General features: G+C 66.4%; 17 protein-coding genes. 7 read left to right on the top strand and 10 right to left on the bottom strand.

The features are described from left to right. Positions 1-46: 46 nt before the first annotated feature. Together JN302_RS31940 and JN302_RS31945 are read right to left on the bottom strand one after the other, a co-directional pair. Complete coding sequence (locus tag JN302_RS31940) at positions 47-796, bottom strand: SDR family oxidoreductase (protein WP_202330338.1); 750 nt, start codon at positions 794-796, stop codon at positions 47-49. A 76-nt stretch (positions 797-872) separates the two neighbouring features. Next, entirely contained in the window at positions 873-2348 is a 1476-nt protein-coding gene (locus JN302_RS31945) for an aldehyde dehydrogenase family protein (protein WP_202308440.1), read from the bottom strand. Between the two features lie 193 nt (positions 2349-2541). On the opposite strand from JN302_RS31945, the gene zwf reads away from it, so the two are divergent. The 5 genes from zwf (at position 2542) to JN302_RS31970 (ending at position 7340) form a co-directional block, all read left to right on the top strand. Beyond that, positions 2542-4014 (top strand): glucose-6-phosphate dehydrogenase, encoded by a 1473-nt coding sequence (zwf, locus tag JN302_RS31950; protein WP_202308442.1) that lies wholly within the window; start codon positions 2542-2544, stop codon positions 4012-4014. 2 nt (positions 4015-4016) lie between these two features. After that, positions 4017-4724 (top strand): 6-phosphogluconolactonase, encoded by a 708-nt coding sequence (gene pgl, locus JN302_RS31955; RefSeq protein WP_244846066.1) that lies wholly within the window; start codon positions 4017-4019, stop codon positions 4722-4724. 73 nt (positions 4725-4797) lie between these two features. Beyond that, positions 4798-6621, top strand: a complete 1824-nt coding sequence (edd, locus tag JN302_RS31960; protein ID WP_202330339.1) for a phosphogluconate dehydratase — start codon at positions 4798-4800, stop codon at positions 6619-6621. 63 nt (positions 6622-6684) lie between these two features. Then, positions 6685-6936 (top strand): AbrB/MazE/SpoVT family DNA-binding domain-containing protein, encoded by a 252-nt coding sequence (locus JN302_RS31965; RefSeq protein ID WP_202308446.1) that lies wholly within the window; start codon positions 6685-6687, stop codon positions 6934-6936. Next, entirely contained in the window at positions 6933-7340 is a 408-nt protein-coding gene (locus tag JN302_RS31970) for a type II toxin-antitoxin system VapC family toxin (RefSeq protein WP_202308448.1), read from the top strand. Before JN302_RS31965 ends, JN302_RS31970 begins: the two co-directional genes overlap by 4 nt. A 25-nt stretch (positions 7341-7365) precedes the next feature. On the opposite strand, the gene JN302_RS31975 is transcribed toward JN302_RS31970, so the two are convergent. Beyond that, on the bottom strand, positions 7366-9009 hold the full coding sequence (locus JN302_RS31975) for a vWA domain-containing protein (protein ID WP_202334522.1): 1644 nt from the start codon (positions 9007-9009) through the stop codon (positions 7366-7368). Between the two features lie 108 nt (positions 9010-9117). Continuing rightward, a complete protein-coding gene (locus JN302_RS31980) occupies positions 9118-10347 on the bottom strand; it encodes an acyl-CoA dehydrogenase family protein (protein ID WP_244846725.1) in 1230 nt (409 codons plus the stop codon). Between the two features lie 352 nt (positions 10348-10699). Between JN302_RS31980 and JN302_RS31985 the strand changes: the two genes are divergently transcribed. Continuing rightward, positions 10700-11422: a GntR family transcriptional regulator gene (locus tag JN302_RS31985; RefSeq protein WP_202308454.1), complete on the top strand. Its 723-nt coding sequence runs from the start codon at positions 10700-10702 to the stop codon at positions 11420-11422. A 7-nt stretch (positions 11423-11429) separates the two neighbouring features. On the opposite strand, the gene JN302_RS31990 is transcribed toward JN302_RS31985, so the two are convergent. The 3 genes from JN302_RS31990 to JN302_RS32000 all read right to left on the bottom strand — a co-directional run bounded on the left by JN302_RS31990 (position 11430) and on the right by JN302_RS32000 (position 15952). After that, complete coding sequence (locus JN302_RS31990; protein ID WP_202308456.1) at positions 11430-12392, bottom strand: GlxA family transcriptional regulator; 963 nt, start codon at positions 12390-12392, stop codon at positions 11430-11432. Positions 12393-12595: 203 nt separating this feature from the next. After that, positions 12596-13495: a bifunctional methylenetetrahydrofolate dehydrogenase/methenyltetrahydrofolate cyclohydrolase FolD gene (gene folD / locus JN302_RS31995; protein ID WP_202308458.1), complete on the bottom strand. Its 900-nt coding sequence runs from the start codon at positions 13493-13495 to the stop codon at positions 12596-12598. A gap of 108 nt (positions 13496-13603) precedes the next feature. Then, the gene (locus JN302_RS32000) at positions 13604-15952 is read right to left on the bottom strand and encodes a GNVR domain-containing protein (protein WP_342215888.1); all 2349 of its coding nucleotides are present in this window, start codon (positions 15950-15952) and stop codon (positions 13604-13606) included. A 306-nt stretch (positions 15953-16258) separates the two neighbouring features. Here JN302_RS32000 and JN302_RS32005 point away from each other — a divergent pair, with 306 nt between their 5' ends. Continuing rightward, positions 16259-17548, top strand: a complete 1290-nt coding sequence (locus tag JN302_RS32005) for a lipopolysaccharide biosynthesis protein (protein WP_202308462.1) — start codon at positions 16259-16261, stop codon at positions 17546-17548. A gap of 5 nt (positions 17549-17553) precedes the next feature. Here the strand turns inward: JN302_RS32005 and JN302_RS32010 are convergent, their stop codons facing one another. From JN302_RS32010 to JN302_RS32020, 3 genes are read right to left on the bottom strand one after another with little or no spacing between them, the layout of a single operon-like run. Further along, positions 17554-18477 (bottom strand): DUF6492 family protein, encoded by a 924-nt coding sequence (locus JN302_RS32010; protein WP_202308464.1) that lies wholly within the window; start codon positions 18475-18477, stop codon positions 17554-17556. Then, entirely contained in the window at positions 18474-19256 is a 783-nt protein-coding gene (locus tag JN302_RS32015) for a WecB/TagA/CpsF family glycosyltransferase (RefSeq protein ID WP_202308466.1), read from the bottom strand. Before JN302_RS32015 ends, JN302_RS32010 begins: the two co-directional genes overlap by 4 nt. Beyond that, entirely contained in the window at positions 19253-20428 is a 1176-nt protein-coding gene (locus JN302_RS32020) for a glycosyltransferase (RefSeq protein WP_202330342.1), read from the bottom strand. The genes JN302_RS32015 and JN302_RS32020 overlap by 4 nt, the downstream gene beginning before the upstream one ends. Between the last annotated feature and the right edge of the window lie 176 nt (positions 20429-20604).

Here is a 20604-nt window from a genome sequence, read left to right on the forward strand (position 1 = left end):
GCGCGCGGTCCGGCGAGCGCCGATTTCCGAAGGGTCAGAGATGGCCTCAAATGCAGCGGCCGCCGTCGACCTCCAGCGCCACGCCGGTGATGAAGGCCGCCTCGTCGGAGGCGAGCCAGAGTGCGGCGTTGGCGATGTCGAGCGGCGTGGACAGGCGCCCGAGCGGGATCGACGCACGGAACTGCGCGCGCTTCTCGGGCGTGTCCTCGCCCATGAACTGGGCAAGCATTCCCGTCTCGCCGGCCACCGGACACAGGCAGTTGACGCGGATGTTCTTCGGCGCGAGTTCGACCGCCATCGACTTGGATGCGGTGATCGCCCAGCCCTTGGAGGCGTTGTACCAGGTCAGCCCCGGCCGCGGCCGCAGGCCGGCGGTCGACGCGGTGGTGATGATCACCCCGCCTCCCTGGCGCTCCATGATCGGCACCACGGCCTGGGTGGAGTAATAGATCGCCTTCATGTTGACGGCGGCGATAAGGTCGAAGGTCGCCTCGTCGACGCCGAGCATGTCGCCGTTGCGGTGCGTGTAGCCGGCATTGTTGACCATCACGTCGACGCGGCCGAAGGCGCTACTGGCGGCATAGACCATGGCATCGACCTCGGAGCGCTGCGACACGTCTGTCGTGACCGCGATCGCCGCGGCGCCGATCTCGGCAGCGACCCTCTCCGCCCCCTTGGCGTTGAGGTCGGCGACGACCACCCTGGCGCCCTCCTCGGCAAAGCGTTTCGCCATGCCCTCTCCGAATCCGGAAGCCGCCCCGGTGACGATAGCCACCTTGTCGTTCAAACGTGCCATTACGATTCCTTTTCCTTTCCTGCGGCGTCGGCGGGGACCCGCGGCTGCAAAAAGCCGATCCTGTCGACCGTTGGTCTTATCCGTGATTGAAGACGATCGTCTTGGTCGCCGACATGTCGTAGAGCGCCTCGAAGCCCTTCTCCCGGCCGTGACCCGACTTCTTGAAGCCGCCGAAGGGAAGCTCGATGCCGCCGCCGGCGCCGTAGCCGTTGACGAAGACCTGGCCGGCGCGCACGCGCTTGGCGACACGGTGCTGGCGTGCGCCGTCCTTCGTCCAGACGCCGGCGACGAGACCGAATTCCGTGCCGTTGGCCAGGGCCACCGCTTCCTGCTCTCCGTCGAAGGGAAACAGCGTCAGCACCGGGCCGAACACCTCGTCCTGCGCGATCACGGCTTCCGGATCGACCGATCCGAACAGGACAGGCGCCTGATAGTAGCCGCTTTCGGGCGCATCGGCCGCGACGCTTCCCTTCGCCAGGACCGGGATGCCCGCCTCCTCGGCCACCGCAACCATGCCGGCCACACGTTCGCGCTGTTTGCTGTTGATCAGAGCGCCGAGGTCGAGATCCGCCTCGTGCGGTCCCGCTACCAGCTTCGAAAAGCGTTCGGCCAAGCCTGCCGCAACCTTGTCATAGACGGGCCGCTCGACGAGCACCCGGCTTCCGGCCGAGCAGGTCTGGCCGCCGTTCTGGATGATGGCGTTGACCAGCACCGGCAGGGCCGCGTCGATATCGGCATCGGCGAAGACGATCTGCGGCGACTTGCCGCCAAGCTCCATGGTCACGCCGCGATTGTTGACTGCCGCCGCCTGCTGGATCGCGGTGCCGGTCAGCGGCGAACCGGTGAAGGTGACATAGTCGACAAGGGGATGGCCCGAAAGCGCTGCGCCGGCCGCGCGGCCGTAGCCGGTGACGACGTTGAAGACGCCTTCGGGAATGCCCGCTTCCAGCGCAAGCTCGGCGATGCGTATGGCGCTCAGGGAGGCATCCTCGGCCGGCTTGGCGACAAGCGTGTTGCCCATGGCGAGGGCGGCTCCGGCGACACGCGCCAGAATCTGCAGGGGATAGTTCCAGGGGATGATGCCGGCCACGACGCCATGCGGCTCGCGCAGGGTCAGCGCCGTGTAGCCTTCAAGGAAGGGGATCGTGTCGCCATGGATCTTGTCGCCGGCCCCGCCGTAGAATTCGTAGTAGCGCATGGTGGCGACCACGTCGGCCTTGCCCTGGCGGACCGGCTTGCCGGTGTCGCGCGATTCCAGCGCCCCCAGTTCTGCCCCATGCTTCTCGATCAGCTGGAACAATCGCGTCAGGCAGCGGCCACGCTCGACGGCCGGCATGCGGCTCCACGGGCCGTCGTCGAAAGCACGGCGTGCCGCCTTGACCGCGCGGTCGACATCGGCCGCGCCGGACGCCGGGATGGAGGCGAACACCTTGCCGTCGGAGGGCGATACGACGTCGATGCGCTCGCCCGACAGCGAATCGACAGGCTTGCCGTCGACGATCTGCATGAAGGCGCGGTCCTGAGCGACCGTCGTCGAAAGATGTGCTCCCATGGCGCTTCTCCTTTGGTTTTGCAGCGCTGCGGGCTATGCTGCACCTGCGAAGGGACTGACCCAACTAGGGCATCCACAGATCGCCCGGGAAGGTCCAGTGTCAAGCTCGAAGATATGACACCATGGCACTAGCTTCTTTAAATCGATTAGAATATATGGCGTCGGCGATGGCCGAGCCAGAACGGATCAAGTGATGACAAGTCAGATCATTCCCGTGGACCCCTTCGATTTCGTCATGTTCGGCGCGACCGGCGATCTGGCCGAACGCAAGCTGCTGCCGGCCCTCTATCGGCGCCAGGCCGCGGGCCAGTTCTCCGAGCCGACCCGAATCATCGGCGCATCCCGCTCCAGGATGACGGACGAGGAGTATCGCGCCTATGCGCGCACCGCGATCAGCGAGCACGTGAAGCCCGAGGAGATCGAGCAGGAAGAGCTCGACCGCTTCATCCAGCGGCTTTCCTACATCCCGGTCGATGCAAAATCCGGAGACGGCTTCCCCACCCTGAAGGATGCGATCGGCAAGACCGACCGCATCCGCGTCTTCTATCTGGCGGTCGGCCCCGAACTGTTCGGCACGATCGCCGACAAGCTCAAGGAGCATGGGCTCATCTGCTCCGACTGCCGTATCGTGGTGGAAAAGCCGATCGGCCGCGACCTCGCCTCCGCCCGCGCCCTCAACGATCTGATCGGCAACGACTTCCGCGAGCAGCAGATCTTCCGCATCGACCACTATCTGGGCAAGGAGACGGTGCAGAACCTGATGGCGCTGCGCTTTGCCAATGCGCTCTACGAGCCCTTGTGGAACTCGGCCCATGTCGACCATGTCCAGATCACGGTGGCCGAAACCGTTGGCCTCGAAGGTCGTGCCGGCTACTACGACAAGGCGGGCGCGCTGCGCGACATGGTGCAGAACCACATGCTGCAGCTCCTGTGCCTCGTCGCCATGGAGCCGCCCGCCTCGATGGACGCCGACGCCGTGCGCGACGAGAAGCTGAAGGTGCTGCGTTCCCTGAAGCGCATCAACGGCAACGAGGCGCCGAAGAACACGGTGCGCGGACAGTACCGCGCCGGGGCTTCCGCCAACGGTCCGGTCAAGGGTTATGTCGAGGAGCTCGAGAACGGCGAAAGCCGCACCGAGACCTTCGTCGCCATCAAGGCCGAGATCGCCAACTGGCGCTGGGCCGGAGTGCCTTTCTATCTGCGCACCGGCAAGCGGCTCGCCCAGCGCGTCTCGGAGATCGTCATCGAGTTCAAGCAGATCCCGCATTCGATTTTCGGCGAAAGCGCCGGGCCGATCGCGGCCAACCAGCTCGTCATCCGCCTGCAGCCGGACGAAGGCGTGAGGCAGTGGCTGATGATCAAGGATCCGGGCCCGGGCGGCATGCGTCTGCGTCACGTGCCGCTCGATATGAGCTTCGCCCAGGCCTTCGACGTGCGCAATCCCGACGCCTATGAACGGCTGATCATGGACGTCGTGCGCGGCAACCAGACGCTGTTCATGCGCCGCGACGAGGTGGAAGCCGCCTGGAACTGGATCGATCCGATCCAGCATGCCTGGGACGAAGGCCGCCAGGACGCGCAGGGCTATACGGCGGGAACATGGGGCCCCTCGGCCTCGATCGCGCTCATCGAGCGTGACGGCCGCACCTGGCACGAAAGCAACTGAGCATGGACGGCACTTCCGCCCCGGCTCTTGCATGGAACACCTTCGGCTCCTCGGCGGAACTGGCGGCGGCACTGGCCGGGCGCGTCGGCGACGCCTTGCGCGATGCCGTCGCTCGACGCGGCACCGGATTCATCGCGGTTTCGGGCGGCACCACCCCGGCCCTGTTCTTCCGCACGCTGTCGAATGAGGAGCTCGACTGGCAAAAGGTGATCGTGACGCTCGTCGACGAGCGTTTCGTCGACCGCTCCTCGCCGCGCGCCAATGCGGGGCTGGTCAAGGCGAACCTCCTTCAGAACAAGGCGGCCACTGCCCGTTTCGAGGATCTTTACCGCGCCGCGCCCGACCTCGATGCAGCGGCCGGGACTGCCGATGCCGCGTTGCGCGCCCTGCCCTGGCCGCTCGACGTTGCTGTGCTCGGCCTGGGCGGCGACGGCCATACGGCATCGTTCTTCCCCGGCGCCGCCAATCTCGCCGCGCTGCTCGACCCGGCATCGACGAGCGTCGTGCTGCCCACCCACGCATCCGACGGCGAACCGCGGCTGACCTTGCCGCTCGCCCGCCTCGTCGAGGCGCCGATGGTGGCCCTCCACATAGAGGGCGCCGAGAAACGCAAGGTGCTGGAGAGCGCGCTTGCCGACGGAAGCACGCTTCCGATCCGCAGCGCGCTCGACGGCGCCGCCAACCCGGTTCAGCTGTTCTGGGCGCCCTGAACCGCCGCTTTGGTCCGCGCGCCGCTCCTCCCGCGGCCGTGGCCCGCACCGCGCCCCGCAAGGACCGACTATCATGACCGCCAGGAACGATATCCAAGCCATCACCGAAAGGATCAGGGAGCGCTCGCGGCCGGCACGCGAAGCCTATCTCGACCGGATCGACGCAGCCGCGTCGCGCAGCGCCAACCGCGCCGTGCTCTCCTGCGGCAACCTCGCCCACGGCTTTGCCGTCTGCGCGCCATCGGAGAAGACGGCGCTCGCCGAAGACCGCGTCCCGAATCTCGGCATCATCACCTCCTACAACGACATGCTGTCGGCGCATCAGCCCTTCGAGACGTTCCCGCAGCTGATCAAGGAGGCAGCGCGCGAGGCCGGCGGCATCGCCCAGGTGGCCGGCGGCGTGCCGGCCATGTGCGACGGCGTCACCCAAGGGCAGCCCGGCATGGAGCTCTCGCTGTTCTCGCGCGACGTGATCGCCATGGCGACGGCGGTCGGGCTGTCGCACAACATGTTCGACGCGGCGGTCTATCTCGGCGTCTGCGACAAGATCGTGCCGGGCCTGCTCATCGCCGCGCTCACCTTCGGCCACCTGCCGGCCGTCTTCATTCCGGCCGGACCGATGACCTCGGGCCTGCCCAACGACGAGAAGGCGAAGGTCCGCCAGCTCTATGCCGAAGGCAAGGTCGGACGCGCCGAACTGCTCGAAGCCGAATCGAAATCCTATCACGGACCCGGCACCTGCACCTTCTACGGCACCGCCAATTCGAACCAGATGCTGATGGAGATCATGGGGCTTCACATACCGGGCTCCTCCTTCGTCAATCCGGGCACGCCGCTGCGCGACGCGCTGACCAGGGAAGCAGCGAAGCGGGCGCTCGCCATCACCGCGCTCGGCAATGCCTATACGCCGGTCGGCCGCGTGATCGACGAGCGCGCGGTCGTCAACGGCGTGGTCGGGCTACACGCGACCGGCGGCTCGACCAATCACACGATCCATCTCATCGCCATGGCCGCGGCCGCCGGCATAACGCTCACCTGGCAGGACATCTCCGATCTCTCCGAGGCCGCACCGCTGCTCGCGCGCGTCTATCCCAACGGCCTCGCCGACGTGAACCATTTCCACGCCGCCGGCGGGCTCGGTTTCCTCATCCGCGAGTTGCTCGATGCGGGCCTTCTGCATGAGGATGTGCGCACGGTCTGGGGCGAGGGCCTGCGGCCCTATACGGTCGAAGCCCGGCTCGGCGACGATGGCGGCGTGGTGCGAGCGCCGGCCCCCGCGACCAGCGGCGACGAGAAGGTTCTGGCGCCGGCCGCCAAGGCGTTCCAGCCGACCGGCGGCCTGAAGGTGCTCTCGGGCAATCTCGGCAAGGCGATCATCAAGACATCAGCGGTAAAGCCCGAGCGGCGCGTCATCGAGGCGCCGGCGCTGGTCTTCGACAGCCAGCAGGCCTTGAACGACGCCTTCAAGGCCGGCCGGCTCGATCACGACTTCGTCGCGGTGATCCGCTTCCAGGGGCCCAAGGCCAACGGCATGCCGGAATTGCACAAGCTCACCACCGTGCTCGGCGTGCTGCAGGACCGCGGCCGCAAGGTGGCGCTGGTCACCGACGGGCGCATGTCGGGGGCATCCGGCAAGGTGCCGGCCGCGATCCACGTCACGCCCGAAGCGCTCGACGGCGGCCCGATCGGCAAGGTTCGCGACGGCGACATCGTCAGGGTCGACGCCGAAACCGGGCTGCTGGAAGCGCTGGTGCCGCCGGAAGAATTCGCCGCACGCAAGATGCCCACGCCCGACCTGTCGGCCAATGGCCACGGCTTCGGGCGCGAGCTGTTCGAAGGGTTCCGTCAGTTGGCCACCCGAGCCGACCACGGCGCCAGCGCCTTTGGGACAGCCTAGCCTCTTGAAAGCAAGGGAGAACCGCCTTACCTTCCGAGCAGACATAAACATGGAACGCTGGCGATGCCCTCCTTGACCATTACCGCGAAAGGACAGGTGACGCTCCGCAAAGAACTCCTTAAGCATCTTGGCGTGGGGCCCGGCGAAAAAATCTCGGTCGAACTCCTGCCGGATGGAAAGGCTTCGATCAGGGCGGAGAAGGCCGATAATTCGATCGAGAGGCTTTTCGGTTTCTTGAAGAAGGAGAAAGAGGCACCTCTGTCCCTCGACGAAATCGACAAGATCATCGTCGACGGCTGGGCAAAGCGTCGATGAAAATCACGGCAGACACAAACGTTCTGCTTCGCGCCTTTCTCGACGACCACCCTTCCCAGAGCCCGCACGCTCAGGCAGCATTGCAGGGCGCGCAAATCGTTGCGATCAGCCTGCCGACCTTGTGCGAGTTCGTCTGGGTCCTTCGCCAAGGATACAAGAGGTCGCGGATCGATATTTTGTCGCTTCTTCGCGCGATGCTCGAAACACCCAACATCGTCATGGACAGGCCCACCGTCGAGGCCGGGCTCGCAATCATGAATGCCGGCGGTGATTTTGCCGACGGTGTGGCCGCGTTCGAAGGGCGCAGGCTTGGAGGGGCGTCCTTCGTGACCTTCGACCGCCAAGCGGCGAGTTTGCTTGCCATGACCGGCGCGAGTGTAGAACTTTTGCCTGCCGAGGCTTGAGCGAGCCGCCGGCCATGTTCGCCAATCAAGGCACCGCCACTTCCACCCGCTCGCCTGCCTTCACCGTCGCGCTTGCTTCCTTCTTTTCGCCATCGTCGCCGCGATCCACGACGACGACGTAGTCGCCGGCCGGCAGCGTGGTCTGGTGCGTCTCGGCATAAGCGTAGCCGAACTCCTTGCGCTTGCCTTGGAGGTCCTTTTTGGCCGCGAACACCTCGATATGCCTGGCGCCCGGCGCCGAAACCGCAAGCACGCCGGCGTTCAGCGTCACCCCGACCTCGACGAGTTGCCCGGCCTTCACGGCGAAATCCTGCTCGGCAGGCGCTTCGTCCAGCTTCGCGACCGCTGTATAGTCACCTGGCGGCAGGTCGAATTTCCCGTCTGGACCGTAGGCATAAGAGACTTGTTCGCGGCTACCGTCGATCCGCTTCGCGGCCTTGTAGATATTGAGGGCGAGTCCGCCCTCCTCGACCTTCATGCCCGGCACGTAGAAGGCGTTGACGAGCGCACGGCCGACACCGACGACGACATCCCTCTCGACGATCCCGCCGGCCTCGACCATGGCTGTTTCTGTCGCTTCTCCCTCGCCGAGCCTCACGGTGACCTTCTGCTCACCGGCTGGCACGACGATCCTCGTCTCGCCGTAGCCGATCGCCTCTCCCTCGCCCGGATGATCGACGACCACCTGTGCCGCATCGCTCACTTCCGCGCCCGCGCTGGCCAGCGGACGGACGACCAGCGTCCCGGCGTTGAGCACGAATACCGGCTCCGCGACCTTGCCCTCCTCGATCCTGACCTGTTGCTCGGCCGAGGCTTCGCCAAGGCGCGCCACGACGACATAGTCACCCGGGTCGAGATCGCCCTTGTAATCATTGTACTCCGTCGCGACCCGCTCACCCTTGCCGCCCGCCGCGTCTGCCCGGTGGATCTCGTAGGCATTGCCGGCATCGCTGAGCGGCTCGCCGCCTTCGGCCAGCACCAGCTGCGGCACGAAGTTGTGCTCGGGCTTGGCCGGCACCGTGGCCGGCGCCGGTTCGGGCGCGGGTTCCGCAACGACCGTCTCCACCAGCGCCTCCTCGAGCGCGCTCGCGTCGGAAGCCTGGATGTATTTGCCGCCGGTGTTCTCGGCGAGACAGGCAACCTGCCTGCCTTCCTCCGCCGTCAGGCCGAAGCCGACGACATGGGCTGTGAAGTCGATTCCCGACTGCTCCAGTTCCCCGCCGACCGCGCAGGGGTCGGCCTCGCAGGTTTCCAGCCCGTCGGTGATGAGGATGACGGTGACCTTCTCTTCCGTATAGCGCAATGCCTCGGCCGCCTGCCTGACCGAGGCCGTCAGCGGCGTCTTGCCGAGGAATTTGAGATTGTCGGCCGCCGACGCGATGGCATCCGCCCTGCCGGCCGCGGGCGGGACGACGAGTTCTATGTCGGCGCAGTTCCCCTTCTCGCGATGGCCGTAGGCCAGAAGGCCCAATTCCATATCGGCCGGGACGGATTGCAGAACCGTGCGCAATGTCCGCCTGGCAATTTCGAGCTTGGGCTTGCCGTCGATCTGGCCCCACATCGAACCCGAGGCATCGAGCACGATGATGGCCTTGTCGGCCGCATGTGAAACGGCAGCCGTCATCGCCAGCGCCAGGAGACCGACTATCACGCGAAATACCGCTGCCATCATTTTTCCCCCGCGAGATGGATTCTGCCGGCAAGCTATCGCATCGGTCCGAAAACCGGAATCGTTTTCGTAGCGAAAAACGCGCTGGTCCGTTCGGAAGGCGGCGACTTACCAGCCACGCCCTTCGTTCAGGGCCTTCGCCGACAGAGCCGGCCGCCAGTTATCGATCCCCTGTGTTCCGGGCGCGATCGCATTGACGCGCTTCAGTTCGAATCGGGCCAGCTGGTCGCGATGCACCTCGTTGGGGCCGTCCGCGAGACGGAGCATGCGCGCCAGCGCATAAGCCGAAGCGAGCCCGAAATCGTTGCTCGTACCCCCGCCGCCGAAGGCCTGTATCGCCCAGTCGATCACCTGGCAGGCCATGTTCGGGACTGCGATCTTGATCATGGCGATCTCGGCCCTGGCCGCCTTGTTGCCGACCGTATCCATCCTTTGGGCTGCGTTCAGCGTCAGCAGGCGTGCCTGCTCGATCATGATGCGAGCCTCGGCGATCCGCTCGCGCGTCACCGACTGGTCCGCCACCGGCTTGCCGAAGGTCGTGCGCTGCTGGACGCGCACGCACATCCTTTCGAGCGCGCGTTCCGACAGGCCGATCAGGCGCATGCAATGGTGGATGCGTCCCGGTCCGAGTCTTCCCTGGGCGATCTCGAAGCCCCTGCCCTCGCCCAGCAGGATGTTGGAGGCGGGAACGCGCACATTCTCGAAGAGCACTTCCGAAGCACGATCCGGCATGCCGTAGAAACCGAAGACGGGCAGCGACCGCCGCACCGTCACGCCTGGCGTGTCCGTCGGAACAAGGACCATCGATTGCTGCCTGTAGCGGTCGGGATTGTCGGGGTCGGTCTTACCCATGAAGATCACGATCTTGCAGCGCGGGTCCGTCGCGCCGGTCGTGTACCATTTGTGGCCGTTGATCACATATTCGTCGCCCTCGCGACGGATGCTGCTTTCGATGTTGGTGGCGTCGCTCGACGCGACCGCCGGCTCGGTCATCGCGAAGGCCGAGCGGATCTCGCCGGCGAGAAGCGGCACGAGCCACCGGCGCTTCTGCTCCTCGGTGCCGTAGCGCTCCAGCACCTCCATGTTGCCGGTGTCGGGGGCCGAGCAGTTGAAGACCTCGGGGGCGAGGTGCGACCGGCCCATGATCGCGCAGAGCGGCGCATAGTCGAGATTTGTGAGGCCGGCGCCGAGATCCGATTGCGGAAGGAAGAGGTTCCACAGCCCCTCGGCTTTGGCCCGCGCCTTCAGTTCCTCCACGACCGGCTGTACCCGCCAGGGGCCGAGGTCCTCCGTCTCCTGGAAGAAGCGCTGCTCGTTGGGATAGACATGGGCATCCATGAAAGCGCACAGCCGAGCTTCCAGATCCTTTGTCCGTTCGGTTTTTTCGAATGCCGTCACGCCATCCTCCTCGAAAGCACAAGCCTCGACACCGTGGTCGGAAGGTCGACCCATGTCCGGGGGACATGAATAAAGCGGTTCATTTCATCTGGCAATATCGTCAGACGATTTTGATAGACAGTGATTGGAAAAGCTCCGAGAGTAGATGGAGTAACGGCCGGCGCTCCGAGTGCAGGTTATCGGCGACGGCTCTCGTCTCCGCCCCTTGTTGAACCGGGTGGCAGCGGGTTATTCCGGTGGCGAGGGACAAAGGCCGGCTTGGCCGATGGGACAAGACATGGAAGCTGCGTCGATGAGAGCCGGCCCTGACAGCGCATCGACCGGCATCGTGAGTTCATCCGACCAGATCGTGCGCGACATCGTGCGCGGTCTTTACGAAGGCCGCTACGCTGCCGGCCAGCGGCTCGTCGAGCCCGACCTGATGCGGCGCTACGGCGTCGGCCGCAGCACGGTGCGCGAGGCGATCAAGCGGCTGGCGGCGGAAGGAATTGCCGTCACACATGCCTTTCGCGGCGCGCAGATCCGCCAGCTCTCGCGCATCGACGCATGCAACGTGCTCCTGGTGATGGAACTGATGGTCGGGCTCGCGGCGCGCCAGGCGGCCGAGAACATCTCGACACCCGGCGCCGGCGACGGCTTCAGGGAGAGCCTCGACACGCTTCTGGCTTTCGAGCGGCAGGGCGATTCCTACGAGCTGGTGCGCGCCCGCAACCGCTTCTACCGGACCATGACGCGCCTTGGCGGGAACCGGGAGGTGGAACGGCTCCTTCCAAGCATCCAGGTGCATCTGGTGCGGGCCCAGTTGAGGCTGCCGCCGGAACAGCGCTTCGCCGACTACCGCGCGATTGCCGAGGCGGTGCTCGCCGGCGATGCGCAGCGGGCTGAAGAAGCCGCGCGCGGCTACATTCGCCGCACCGCCGAAACGCTCGCTCTGCTTCCCGATTCCGCCTTCGCCCCCGACGAGCCGGCAACCGGCCCGACGCCGGGCGAGGGTGAAGACCCCGAGGGGACCTGATCGCCCTTCAATAGGTGGTGCGCCGTTCCTCGGAGGGCGGGCGGCCGAACTGCAGGCGATAGCTCTGCGCGAAATAGGAATGCGAGGTGAAGCCCGTCGCGATCGCCACGTCGAGGATCGGCATGTTGGTCTGGCGCAGCAGCTCGCGCGCCCGTTCGAGCCGCAGCCGCATATAGTAGCGGCCGGGCGTGACGTTGAGATGCCGCAGGAACAGCCGTTCGACCTGGCGCACGGAGAGCCCCGCCGACTTGGCGAGCTCGACCGCGGAGAAAGGTTCGTCGAGATTGTCGGCCATCAGCTCGACGATCTTCCTCAGCTTCTCCGACTTGCCGGTCAGGTCGCGCTCGGGCCCGACCCGCTGCCGGTCCTGGGCCGAGCGGATGCGCTCGTGCTGGAACTGATTGGCCACCGAATTGGCGACATTGACGCCGAAGTCGCCGCGCACGATCTCCAGCATGAGATCGATCGAGGTCGTCCCGCCGGCGCAGGTATAGCGCTTGCGGTCGATCTCGAAGACGTTGCCGGTGCATTCGATATCGGGAAAGCGCTCCATGAAGCCGGCGCGGTTCTCCCAATGGATGGTGCAGCGATGCCCTTCGAGTTGCCCGGCTTCAGCCAGCAGGTAGGAGCCCACCGACAGCGCGCCGAGCGCGCCGCCGCGGCGGCCCCAGCTACGCAAGGCCGCGAGCACCTTGCTCTTGCCTGGAAACTCGGTGGTCAGGCCGAGCGAAACGAAGAGGATGTCGACCGGCGGGATGTCGGCGACGCTGTAGTCGACCTTCAGCGGCAGGCCGTTGGAGGCCATGACGGCTTCGCCGTCGGGCGAGACGGTCGTCCAGGAATAGAAGTCGTGGCCGACCAGCCGGTTGGCCGAGCGCACCGTGTCGATCGCCGCGGCGAGCGAGAACATCGAGAACTTGTCGACCAGCAGGAAGGCGAAATGCCGGCTGCCTTGAATGGTGGCGGTCATGACCGGCTTTCCGAACCTCTCCCAAAGCCGTGCGGCGGTGGCGGCATGCTCACCAGAAACGCGAGCGTTGCGCAAGACCGTGCGGTGGCGGCATCTGAAGCATGTCTTCCGAAAGTGTCCGGCGGTTTAGGGAAAAAGACATGCGCTGGATCGAGGGCCTACGGCGTGTCGCGTGAATTCACCCCGACACGCTGTAGGGATGGTCAGAATTCCGGACGTTTGCGGCCTGCCGCCAGATGGGCCGCGGCAAGCGTGTTGGCCATCAGCATGGCGATCGTCATCGGGCCGACCCCGCCGGGGACCGGCGTTATCGCACCGGCGATCTCGGCCGCCTCGGCATAGGCGACGTCGCCGACCAGCCGCGACTTGCCTTCGCCCTTCTCGGGCGCGGGAATCCGGTTGATGCCGACATCGATGACGGTGGCGCCCGGCTTCACCCAGTCGCCGCGCACCATCTCCGGCCGCCCGACGGCCGCGACCAGTATGTCGGCCGTGCGCGCCAGCGCAGGCAGATCCCTGGTCCTGCTGTGGGCGATGGTCACGGTGCAATTGGCGGCGAGCAGCAGGTTGGCCATCGGCTTGCCGACGATGTTCGAACGGCCGACCACCACCGCGTTCAGCCCCGACAGATCCTTGCCGCGGACACGCTCTATGAGCAGCATGCATCCGGCCGGGGTGCAGGGCACGAAGGCGGTTTCGAGAGCGCCGGCGCCGAGCTTGCCGACATTGATGAAGTGAAAACCGTCGACGTCCTTCTCCGGCGCGATCGTCTGGATCACCTTGCCCGAATCGATCTGCGCCGGCAGCGGGAGCTGGACCAGGATGCCGTGGATCGCGGGATCGGCATTGAGCTCGCCGATCAGCTTCAGCAGGTCGGCTTCGGGCGTGTCGGCCGGCAGCGTATGCTGGACCGAATGGAAGCCGCATTCCCTGGCCTTCCTCGACTTCGATGCGACGTAGACCTGGCTCGCCGGATCCTCGCCGACAATGACCACCGCCAGGCCGGGCGTCACGCCGCCCGCCGCGACGAACTCGGCCGTCAGCCTCTTGACCTTGTCCGCGACCTCCTCGCCGACCGCCTTGCCATCGATGATGTGCGTCATGTGTGCGACCCCGATCGTTCTTCCACCGAGGCCGCATAATGGCGAAAAATCGCCACGGCAATCCCGCCTGAGCGCCGTCCCGTGACGTAAACTCGCAAGCCCGGCCGCTCAGCCGGCGCGGCGACGCGCCCGGCTTTCGGCGAGATCGTGCAGCGCTTCGCGGAAATCGCGCAGGCTGTCGCGGATTTCGTCGATGCCGTTCGGCGCCGCAACCGGCCAAGGGTCGCCGGCGGTATGATGCGACGACCGCGCCGCCGACTTCGCAGAAGGCTGCGGCGCGACCTGCGCGGAATAGGCGTGGGGATAAGCGACCGGCTCCATCGGCATCGGCTGCGTCCATGGCTGCGTGGCCGGATACGCCAACGTCGCCGGATACGTCGCCACGAGAGGCTGCGCATAGGCGACCGGCTGAGACGGGAATGGCTGGGCTTGCGCCATCGCCTGGGACACGAACTGCCGGGCCGGCGCGACCGGCTGTGGCTTCGGAGGGAACCAGGGCGCGGGCGCGGCGACAGGCTGGCCGCGATCGAGATTCGCGCGCCGGAAAGCTTGCAGCCAGCCGGACGGGCGACCGTCGCCCGCCGCGCCGGACCGGCGCGCGGCTACGCGGGACGTCTCGCCGCTGTTGGGAACAGGCCGCTCCCTCACCGGCTCGACAGGCCCCGGACCAGGCGGACCAGGGTCGCGGGGGTCAGGCGGCCCAGGCGGCAACCCGCCTTGCGCCGCTCCATCGGCCGGTGGGATCGGACGGTTCGGTCGCGGCCGGATCGCGGTGTTTTCGCGAAGACTCTGCCAGGCGCCGCGCGCGCCGCCAAGGCCGACGCCGGCCATGAAGCCGAGCAGCGCTCCGGCGAGCACGATCATCGAACGGGACGGACCGAGCGGCGTCAGCGGGGCGAGGGCCCGCGAGATCACGCTCATATTGGCGGTGTTGATATCCTTCTGCTCGCCCGTCTCCCTGGCGCGCAGGAGGAAAGCCTCGTAGACGGCGCGCTTTGCCGCCGCATCCCGCTCAAGCTCGCGCAAGGTCACGAGATCGTCGCTGACCGTGCCCTGGCGCACCTTGAGCTGCGCCAGCCGTGTCGACAGTTCCTGCTCGAGCTGGACGGCGCGCCTCAATTCCGTCTGGTTCGACGCAACGATACGCCTGAGTTCGTTGGCGATCCTGCCCCTGGCGCCGTCGAGCTGGGCTTCGGCTGCGATCCTGTCGGGGTGGCGCGGCCCGAGCCGCACGGCCAGCCGGTCGGCCTCTGCCTTCAACGCCGCATATTGCGACCTCAGTTCGGTCATGACGTTGGAGTTCATCTCCTCCGGCAGGCCGCCGCCGATCGCGTCGTTGACGTCGATATCCTTGCCCGACGCCGCCCTTGCGTTCAATTCGAGCGTGCGGGCCCGGGCGACGGCAAGCTGATCGTTCAGCCTGAGGATTTCGTCGTCGGTGATCAGCCTGCCCTGGGCATCGATGAGGTCGTTCTCGGCGCGATAGGCCTCCGCCTTGCGCTCGGCCGCCTCGACGCCGCTGCGCAATTCGTCGAGGCGTGCGTTGAGCTCTTCGGCGGCGCGGCCGGCCGTGCCGGCCTGAAGTTCCCCCGATGTCTGCAGGAACACGTCGGTGACGGTGTTGGCGATCAGCGCGGATTTCTCCGGGTCGCGGGTCTTCGCCGCTACGACAATGACGAAAGTCTTGCCTCCGCGCTCCACACTGAGGCTTTCGGCGAGATTCTCGACGGCAAGCCTGCGCTTGCGATCGCCGGCGGCCGTCGCATCGCTGCGCGACAAGAGCGAACGGAGTTCCGAATAGACGCTGCCGAGGCCGCCTGAGCCCTGGCCGTTGAATTCGGGATCGTCGGCGAGATTGAGCTTGTCCACGACCTTGTTGAGCACGGACCCTGATGTGATGACGCGAACCTGGTTCTCGACCAGGGCGAGGGTCGCGTCCGACGGCAGGCCCGACTGGGTAAGCTCGCGGTCGACCAGCTTCAGGTCGCGCGGATCGAAGAGGATCTCGGCGACCGCCTCGTATTTCTTCGGCGTCGACAGCGCAACCGCGATGCCCAGCAGGGCACCGAGCACAGTCGTTGCGGCTATCAGGCGCCTGGCGTTGACGATCCCCATGATGACTTTCATCGGGTCGATCAGCGGCCGCCAGATCTCCTCGTCGCGCTCCTCGATCAGGCGTGAAGCGTACCGCTCGTTGGAGGGTTCGTCCGCCATGCGCGGCTGGGCGGCAGCGGGCATCGGCTGCGGCGCCGGCGCCGGCGCCGCGCTTTCTCGCGCGGGTTCGTCCGCTTCGCTCCCCCAGCCGCTCGACGGCGGACGGCCAAGCAGTCGCTCGCGCAGGGTGGGTGCACGGGAGACGGGCTCGATCTTCCGGTCGGACTGACGTGGCGCCGGCTCGGCCTTGGCCGCAACCTCCTCGGCCGCGCGCCGGTCCGCCTCGGCCAAGGCGGCGAGCAACGGGCTTTGCCCGGCATCGCGTCGCGGCTGCGGACCAGGGCGATCACCGCCGCGCTCTTCCGGCGTCGCATTCCCGAACGAAAGCAGCGAGCCGGCTCGTCTCCTTCGATCTCGACCGTCGTTGGACATGATCCCTGCACTTCCGGAAATGGCTGCCGACCGCCGGCGCGGTCCCCCAATCGTTAAGCCACGCTAAACAGCCATGGGAAACAAAAGGTTAATTTCGCGGCCGGATTTGCTCGGTGCCAAGCCGAACCGGCTATTAAGCTTTGGCGCGTATGGGACAGAATCGGAGTTCCAACACCCATGACCAATATCCGCGGAAGCGCCGGACAGATGAAGAGGTTCCTGCGTTTGCTGTCGGGCCGGCGCGACGCGCTGCAAGCCTACGCCACCGCCATCAGCGGCTCCGCCGGCCGTCTCGTCTTTTCGCTCATCTATTTCATCGCGCTCGCCAACACGCTGACCATTGCCGATTTCGGACTGTTCGCCACGGCCTCGGCCGCCGGCGTCATGCTGTCGCGCATCCTGGCCTTCGGCTTCATCTCCGCGCTCTATCGCGTCGCCACCGTCAAGCCGCGGCTGATCGGCACTTTTTCGGCCGGTTTCGCCGCGCTCGGCGTCCTTTCGCTCCCGGCACTCGCGGCCGCCTCCTGGCTGGTCTTCCTGCTGTTCTTCTCCGGCGACATCTCACCTCCGCTCTTCGCCCTCGTCGTCGTCGCCGAGGCCCTGCTCTGGCGGCCGGCCGAGGTCGTCGTCATCGTCAACAATGGCATGGGCCGGTTCGGAAGGGCGGCGACGCTCGTCATCACCGGCACGCTGACGCGCGCGGGCGCGGCCCTGCTGTTCGCCCTGTCGCCCCGGACCGATCTCGCCGCCTGGTGCTGGCTCTATCTCGCCGCCAATCTCGTCGCGCTCGCCGTCGCGATATTGGTCTTCCATCCGCGCCAGCGGCTGCGCCTGCGCATGGCGCTCTATTGGAGGCGGCTGCCCGATTCGCTTTATGTCGCCGGAGCCGAGGTGCTGTTCTATCTGCAGATGGAGTTCGACAAGCTGGTGGTGCTTGCTTATGGTGGGCCGCACCTCGCCGGCATCTATGCCATCGTCATGCGGCTGGTCGACCTCACCGCGATCCCGATCCGCACTTTCAGCATGATGCTGGTCCAGAAGATGATGCGCGCGCCCGACATGCTGGCACGCCGGACTGTCCGGGCCGGCATCGAGGGCGGCGTCTTCCTCGTTTCGACCGTTGCGCTGCTGGCGCTGGCGCTGCTTCTCCATTTCTTTCCCAACGCGCTCGGCCGCAACGTGGCCGAAGCGGCCCCCCTTGTCGGATTGGCGTTGTTCGTTCCTGGCCTGCGCAACCTCGTCGAATATCAGGCCGAACTTCTCTTCGCGCGCGGCCAGACCGCCCTGCGCGCCGTCAACCTGGCGCTGCTGGCCGGGGCCAAGGCCCTGCTCCTGATCTGGCTGCTGAACCGGGTCGCGGATACCGCCGAACTGGTGCTGTGGCTGAATGGCGCGTTTGCTGCCCTCTACCTGCTCTCGGCCGTGCTCACCTACTCCGCGCTCGGCAGGCCGGCGAAACGCCACTGACCTGATCAGAGCATCGCGAGCAGCCTGCGGACGCGGCCAAGATCGGTGCCGATGAAGGACTGCATGCCGATCGCCACCTGCTCGGGCGCCATGCCATCGATGAAAGCCTGGAATTCGGCATCGGACATCGGGCTGCCGGTCCAATGGACGCGGCAGAATTCCTCCGATCCCGGGAAATGGCCCTCGCCGCCGATCACCTCATCGACATAGCGGCCATAAAGCATACATTCGGAGAAGCGGCGCTGAAGGCCGAGCGCCGAGGCCCAGTGTCGCCCGGTCTGGTCTTCGATGCGCCGGCACATGCCGGCGACGGTGGCGCGACGCCACGCGATCAAGGTGGCGATGTAGTCGTGCGGTGACACCGCGGGCGCGGCGATGCCGAGCGCGGCAGCGGCATTGCGCGACCATGTCACGTGCTCGCGCCTGTCGGCCTCGTCCAGGACATCGTTGCGGCGGAAAAGCCGCACCCGGCCGTCGCGGCTGAAGGCCGAGCAATCGAAAGGCTTCAGGAAGGCGACGTCGGAATCGACATAGACCAGCACCGCCTCCGGCGCATGCCCGGCAATCGCGATGCGGCGCAACTGCTGCACGTGCCAGCCGCGCAGCGGCTTGGTCTTCGTGCTGACCCAGACGCGCCGCCGGAAGAGGCTCGTCGGGTCGGGCATGCAATGCAGCCAGGACGGGAGGAGATCGCGCTCGTCGACGACCAGACGATGCGGCGTTTCCAGGGCGCGGAACAGCGCGACGTCGCCACGCTCGACCAGCAGATAATGTTTCGAGAAGCCGGAGACGAAGCGGTCCATCGTCTCGCACAACAGCCGGCAGCGTTCGAAGTCGGGTGCATAGCTGGCCGTGACGATCGCGTTGCTCTGTTCCACCGGTAGGGCGCCCGGCCCGACCTTCTCGACAGAAACGGGGAGGCTGCTCATGCAGCGGTTTCCGGCTGCCGGAGCTTCTGCCGCAGCACGCGCATGAGAAACAGCGGGTTGCCCAGGATGTAGCGGCGCCAAAGCCGGCCGGGTTCGAAGACCAGCCTGAACAGCCATTCGAGCCGGCTCCGCCTCATCCAGTAGGGCGCGCGCGGCACAGCCCCGCTCAGGAAATCGAACAGGGCGCCGACGCCGATCGCCATGGTGCAGTGGTCTTCCGTCACCCGACGATGGATCCACAGTTCCTGGCGCGGCACGCCCATGGCGACCAGCAATATGTCGGGGCGGATCGTGGCGACGCGTTCGACGACACCGGTCTCCTCGTCGGGGCTGAAGAAGCCGTCGTCGATCACGACATAGCTGTGATGCGGCGCGAGCCTCGACAGCTTGTTCGCGGCCGCTTCGACATTGGCGCGTTCGGCGCCTAGCAGGCCGACCTTCTGCGGCGGATCCATGGCCTGCAGGACGGCCGGAACGAAGTCGGTCCCATTCAGATTCGCCGGGAAAGGCGCGCCATGGAGGAGACGGCCGGCAATGTCGACGCCAAAGCCGTCCGGCAGCACGACGAAATCGGCGAGCGCGTCCGCAAATTCCGGAACCACATAGGCCATGTTGGCGCTGTGGGCATTGAGGAACCCTATCTTGGTGAAGGTCCTCTCCTGCGCCAGCCGGCACAGCAGGGTTATGGCGTCGTTCCAATCGACGCTGGTCACCTGGACACCCAGTATGTCGCGTTCGGGCAGCGCAACCAGGGCGTCGCTCGTGGCATGGAGGTTCATGCGGGGACCTTCGGTGCTGCCGGGTCGAGCGCCTGAAGCCCGAGCGCGATCTGGTGATCGAGCGCCTCGCGACGGCTTTCGAAGAAGCCGCGTCCGTCGAGGTCACGGAGCGGCAAGGACACCGCCTCCTCCAGAGCTCTGGCGAAGGCCTCTGGCTCGTCGGCGACGACGCAGTTGGCCGGCGGACGGTCGATGCCGCGAAGCGACCGGCTGGTTGCCACGGACGGCAGGCCGAGTTCAAAGGTCTCGATCGTCTTCAACTGCACGCCGCTGCCGGCCGTGCTGATCAGCGGCACGACCGCGCCCGACCTGACGAATTCGGTAGCATCCGGCACCCTGCCCACGAAACTCACGCCGGGATGGGGGCTGGAAACGTTTCCGCCGATGCTGCCGGCGATGCGGATGCGAAAGTCCGGGTTCAGATGCGGGACGACCTCGTTCAGGAACCAGTCGAGGCCGATGCGGTTCGGTTGCCAGGTCCAGGTGCCGATCAGCGCGGCGTCGCAGTCGATGGCGCGTGGCGCCGGCGGCGGGGGCAACCGGTCACGGGTGACGAGCGGCAGGAAAGCGGATTTCGATGCGTCGGCCACGCCGAGCGCTGCGCGGTCCTCCTCGGCGAGCGTCAAGACGAAGCGCGCCCTGCGGCAGAGCCGGTCCTCGATTTCCTTCAGGAGCCGAGCTTCGCGTGAGAACAGCAGGCGCTGGAACAGGCTGCCGGAGGCGGCGGCGTTCTCCTCGGCCGAGCGATGCTCGACATTGTGCGCCACGAAGATCGACGGTCGATCGTCGAAGACCCCTTCGAAAGCCGCGGCGAACTGCACGGAGTTCAGGATGTAACCGTCGACCGGGCCGATGCCCTTCAGGGCGGCCCGCACGGCTTCGGGAGAGACAACCCTGAGCTTGGCCGACGAAAAGGTCAGGCCGGAGCGCACCGCGCCGGCGAGCCAGGCGAGCTTGCGCGGCACGGACGCGGTGTCGGTGCGCACGTCGACAGCCCCCAGCACCACCGTGTCTTGGGGATCGGCCGGCTGCCTGCCCGGCCAAATGAAGCCGAGTACGGTGACGCGCACGCCAACGCGGCGCAGCGCGCCGATGATGGCGGCATTGGCGATCTCGTAACCTGTCGACGGCGCGCCATCAGGTACGATCGAAGTGGCGAAAACCAGATGCATTGGACCCTGTCCCGTGCGACTCCGGTAGCAAAGGCCAGTGAACCGTCGATTAAACGCGATGCTCGGCCCGGCAACCTAGGATGGAAGTCAACCGGTAGCAACGGTTGTTCATGAAAAGGTGTTTAACGCATCCTAAACGAAGCGTCGTGCTATTGTCGCCGCGAGGCGAGCTCGAC

Origin of the sequence: Mesorhizobium sp. L-8-3, assembly GCF_016756615.1 — a bacterium.
Taxonomy (GTDB): domain Bacteria; phylum Pseudomonadota; class Alphaproteobacteria; order Rhizobiales; family Rhizobiaceae.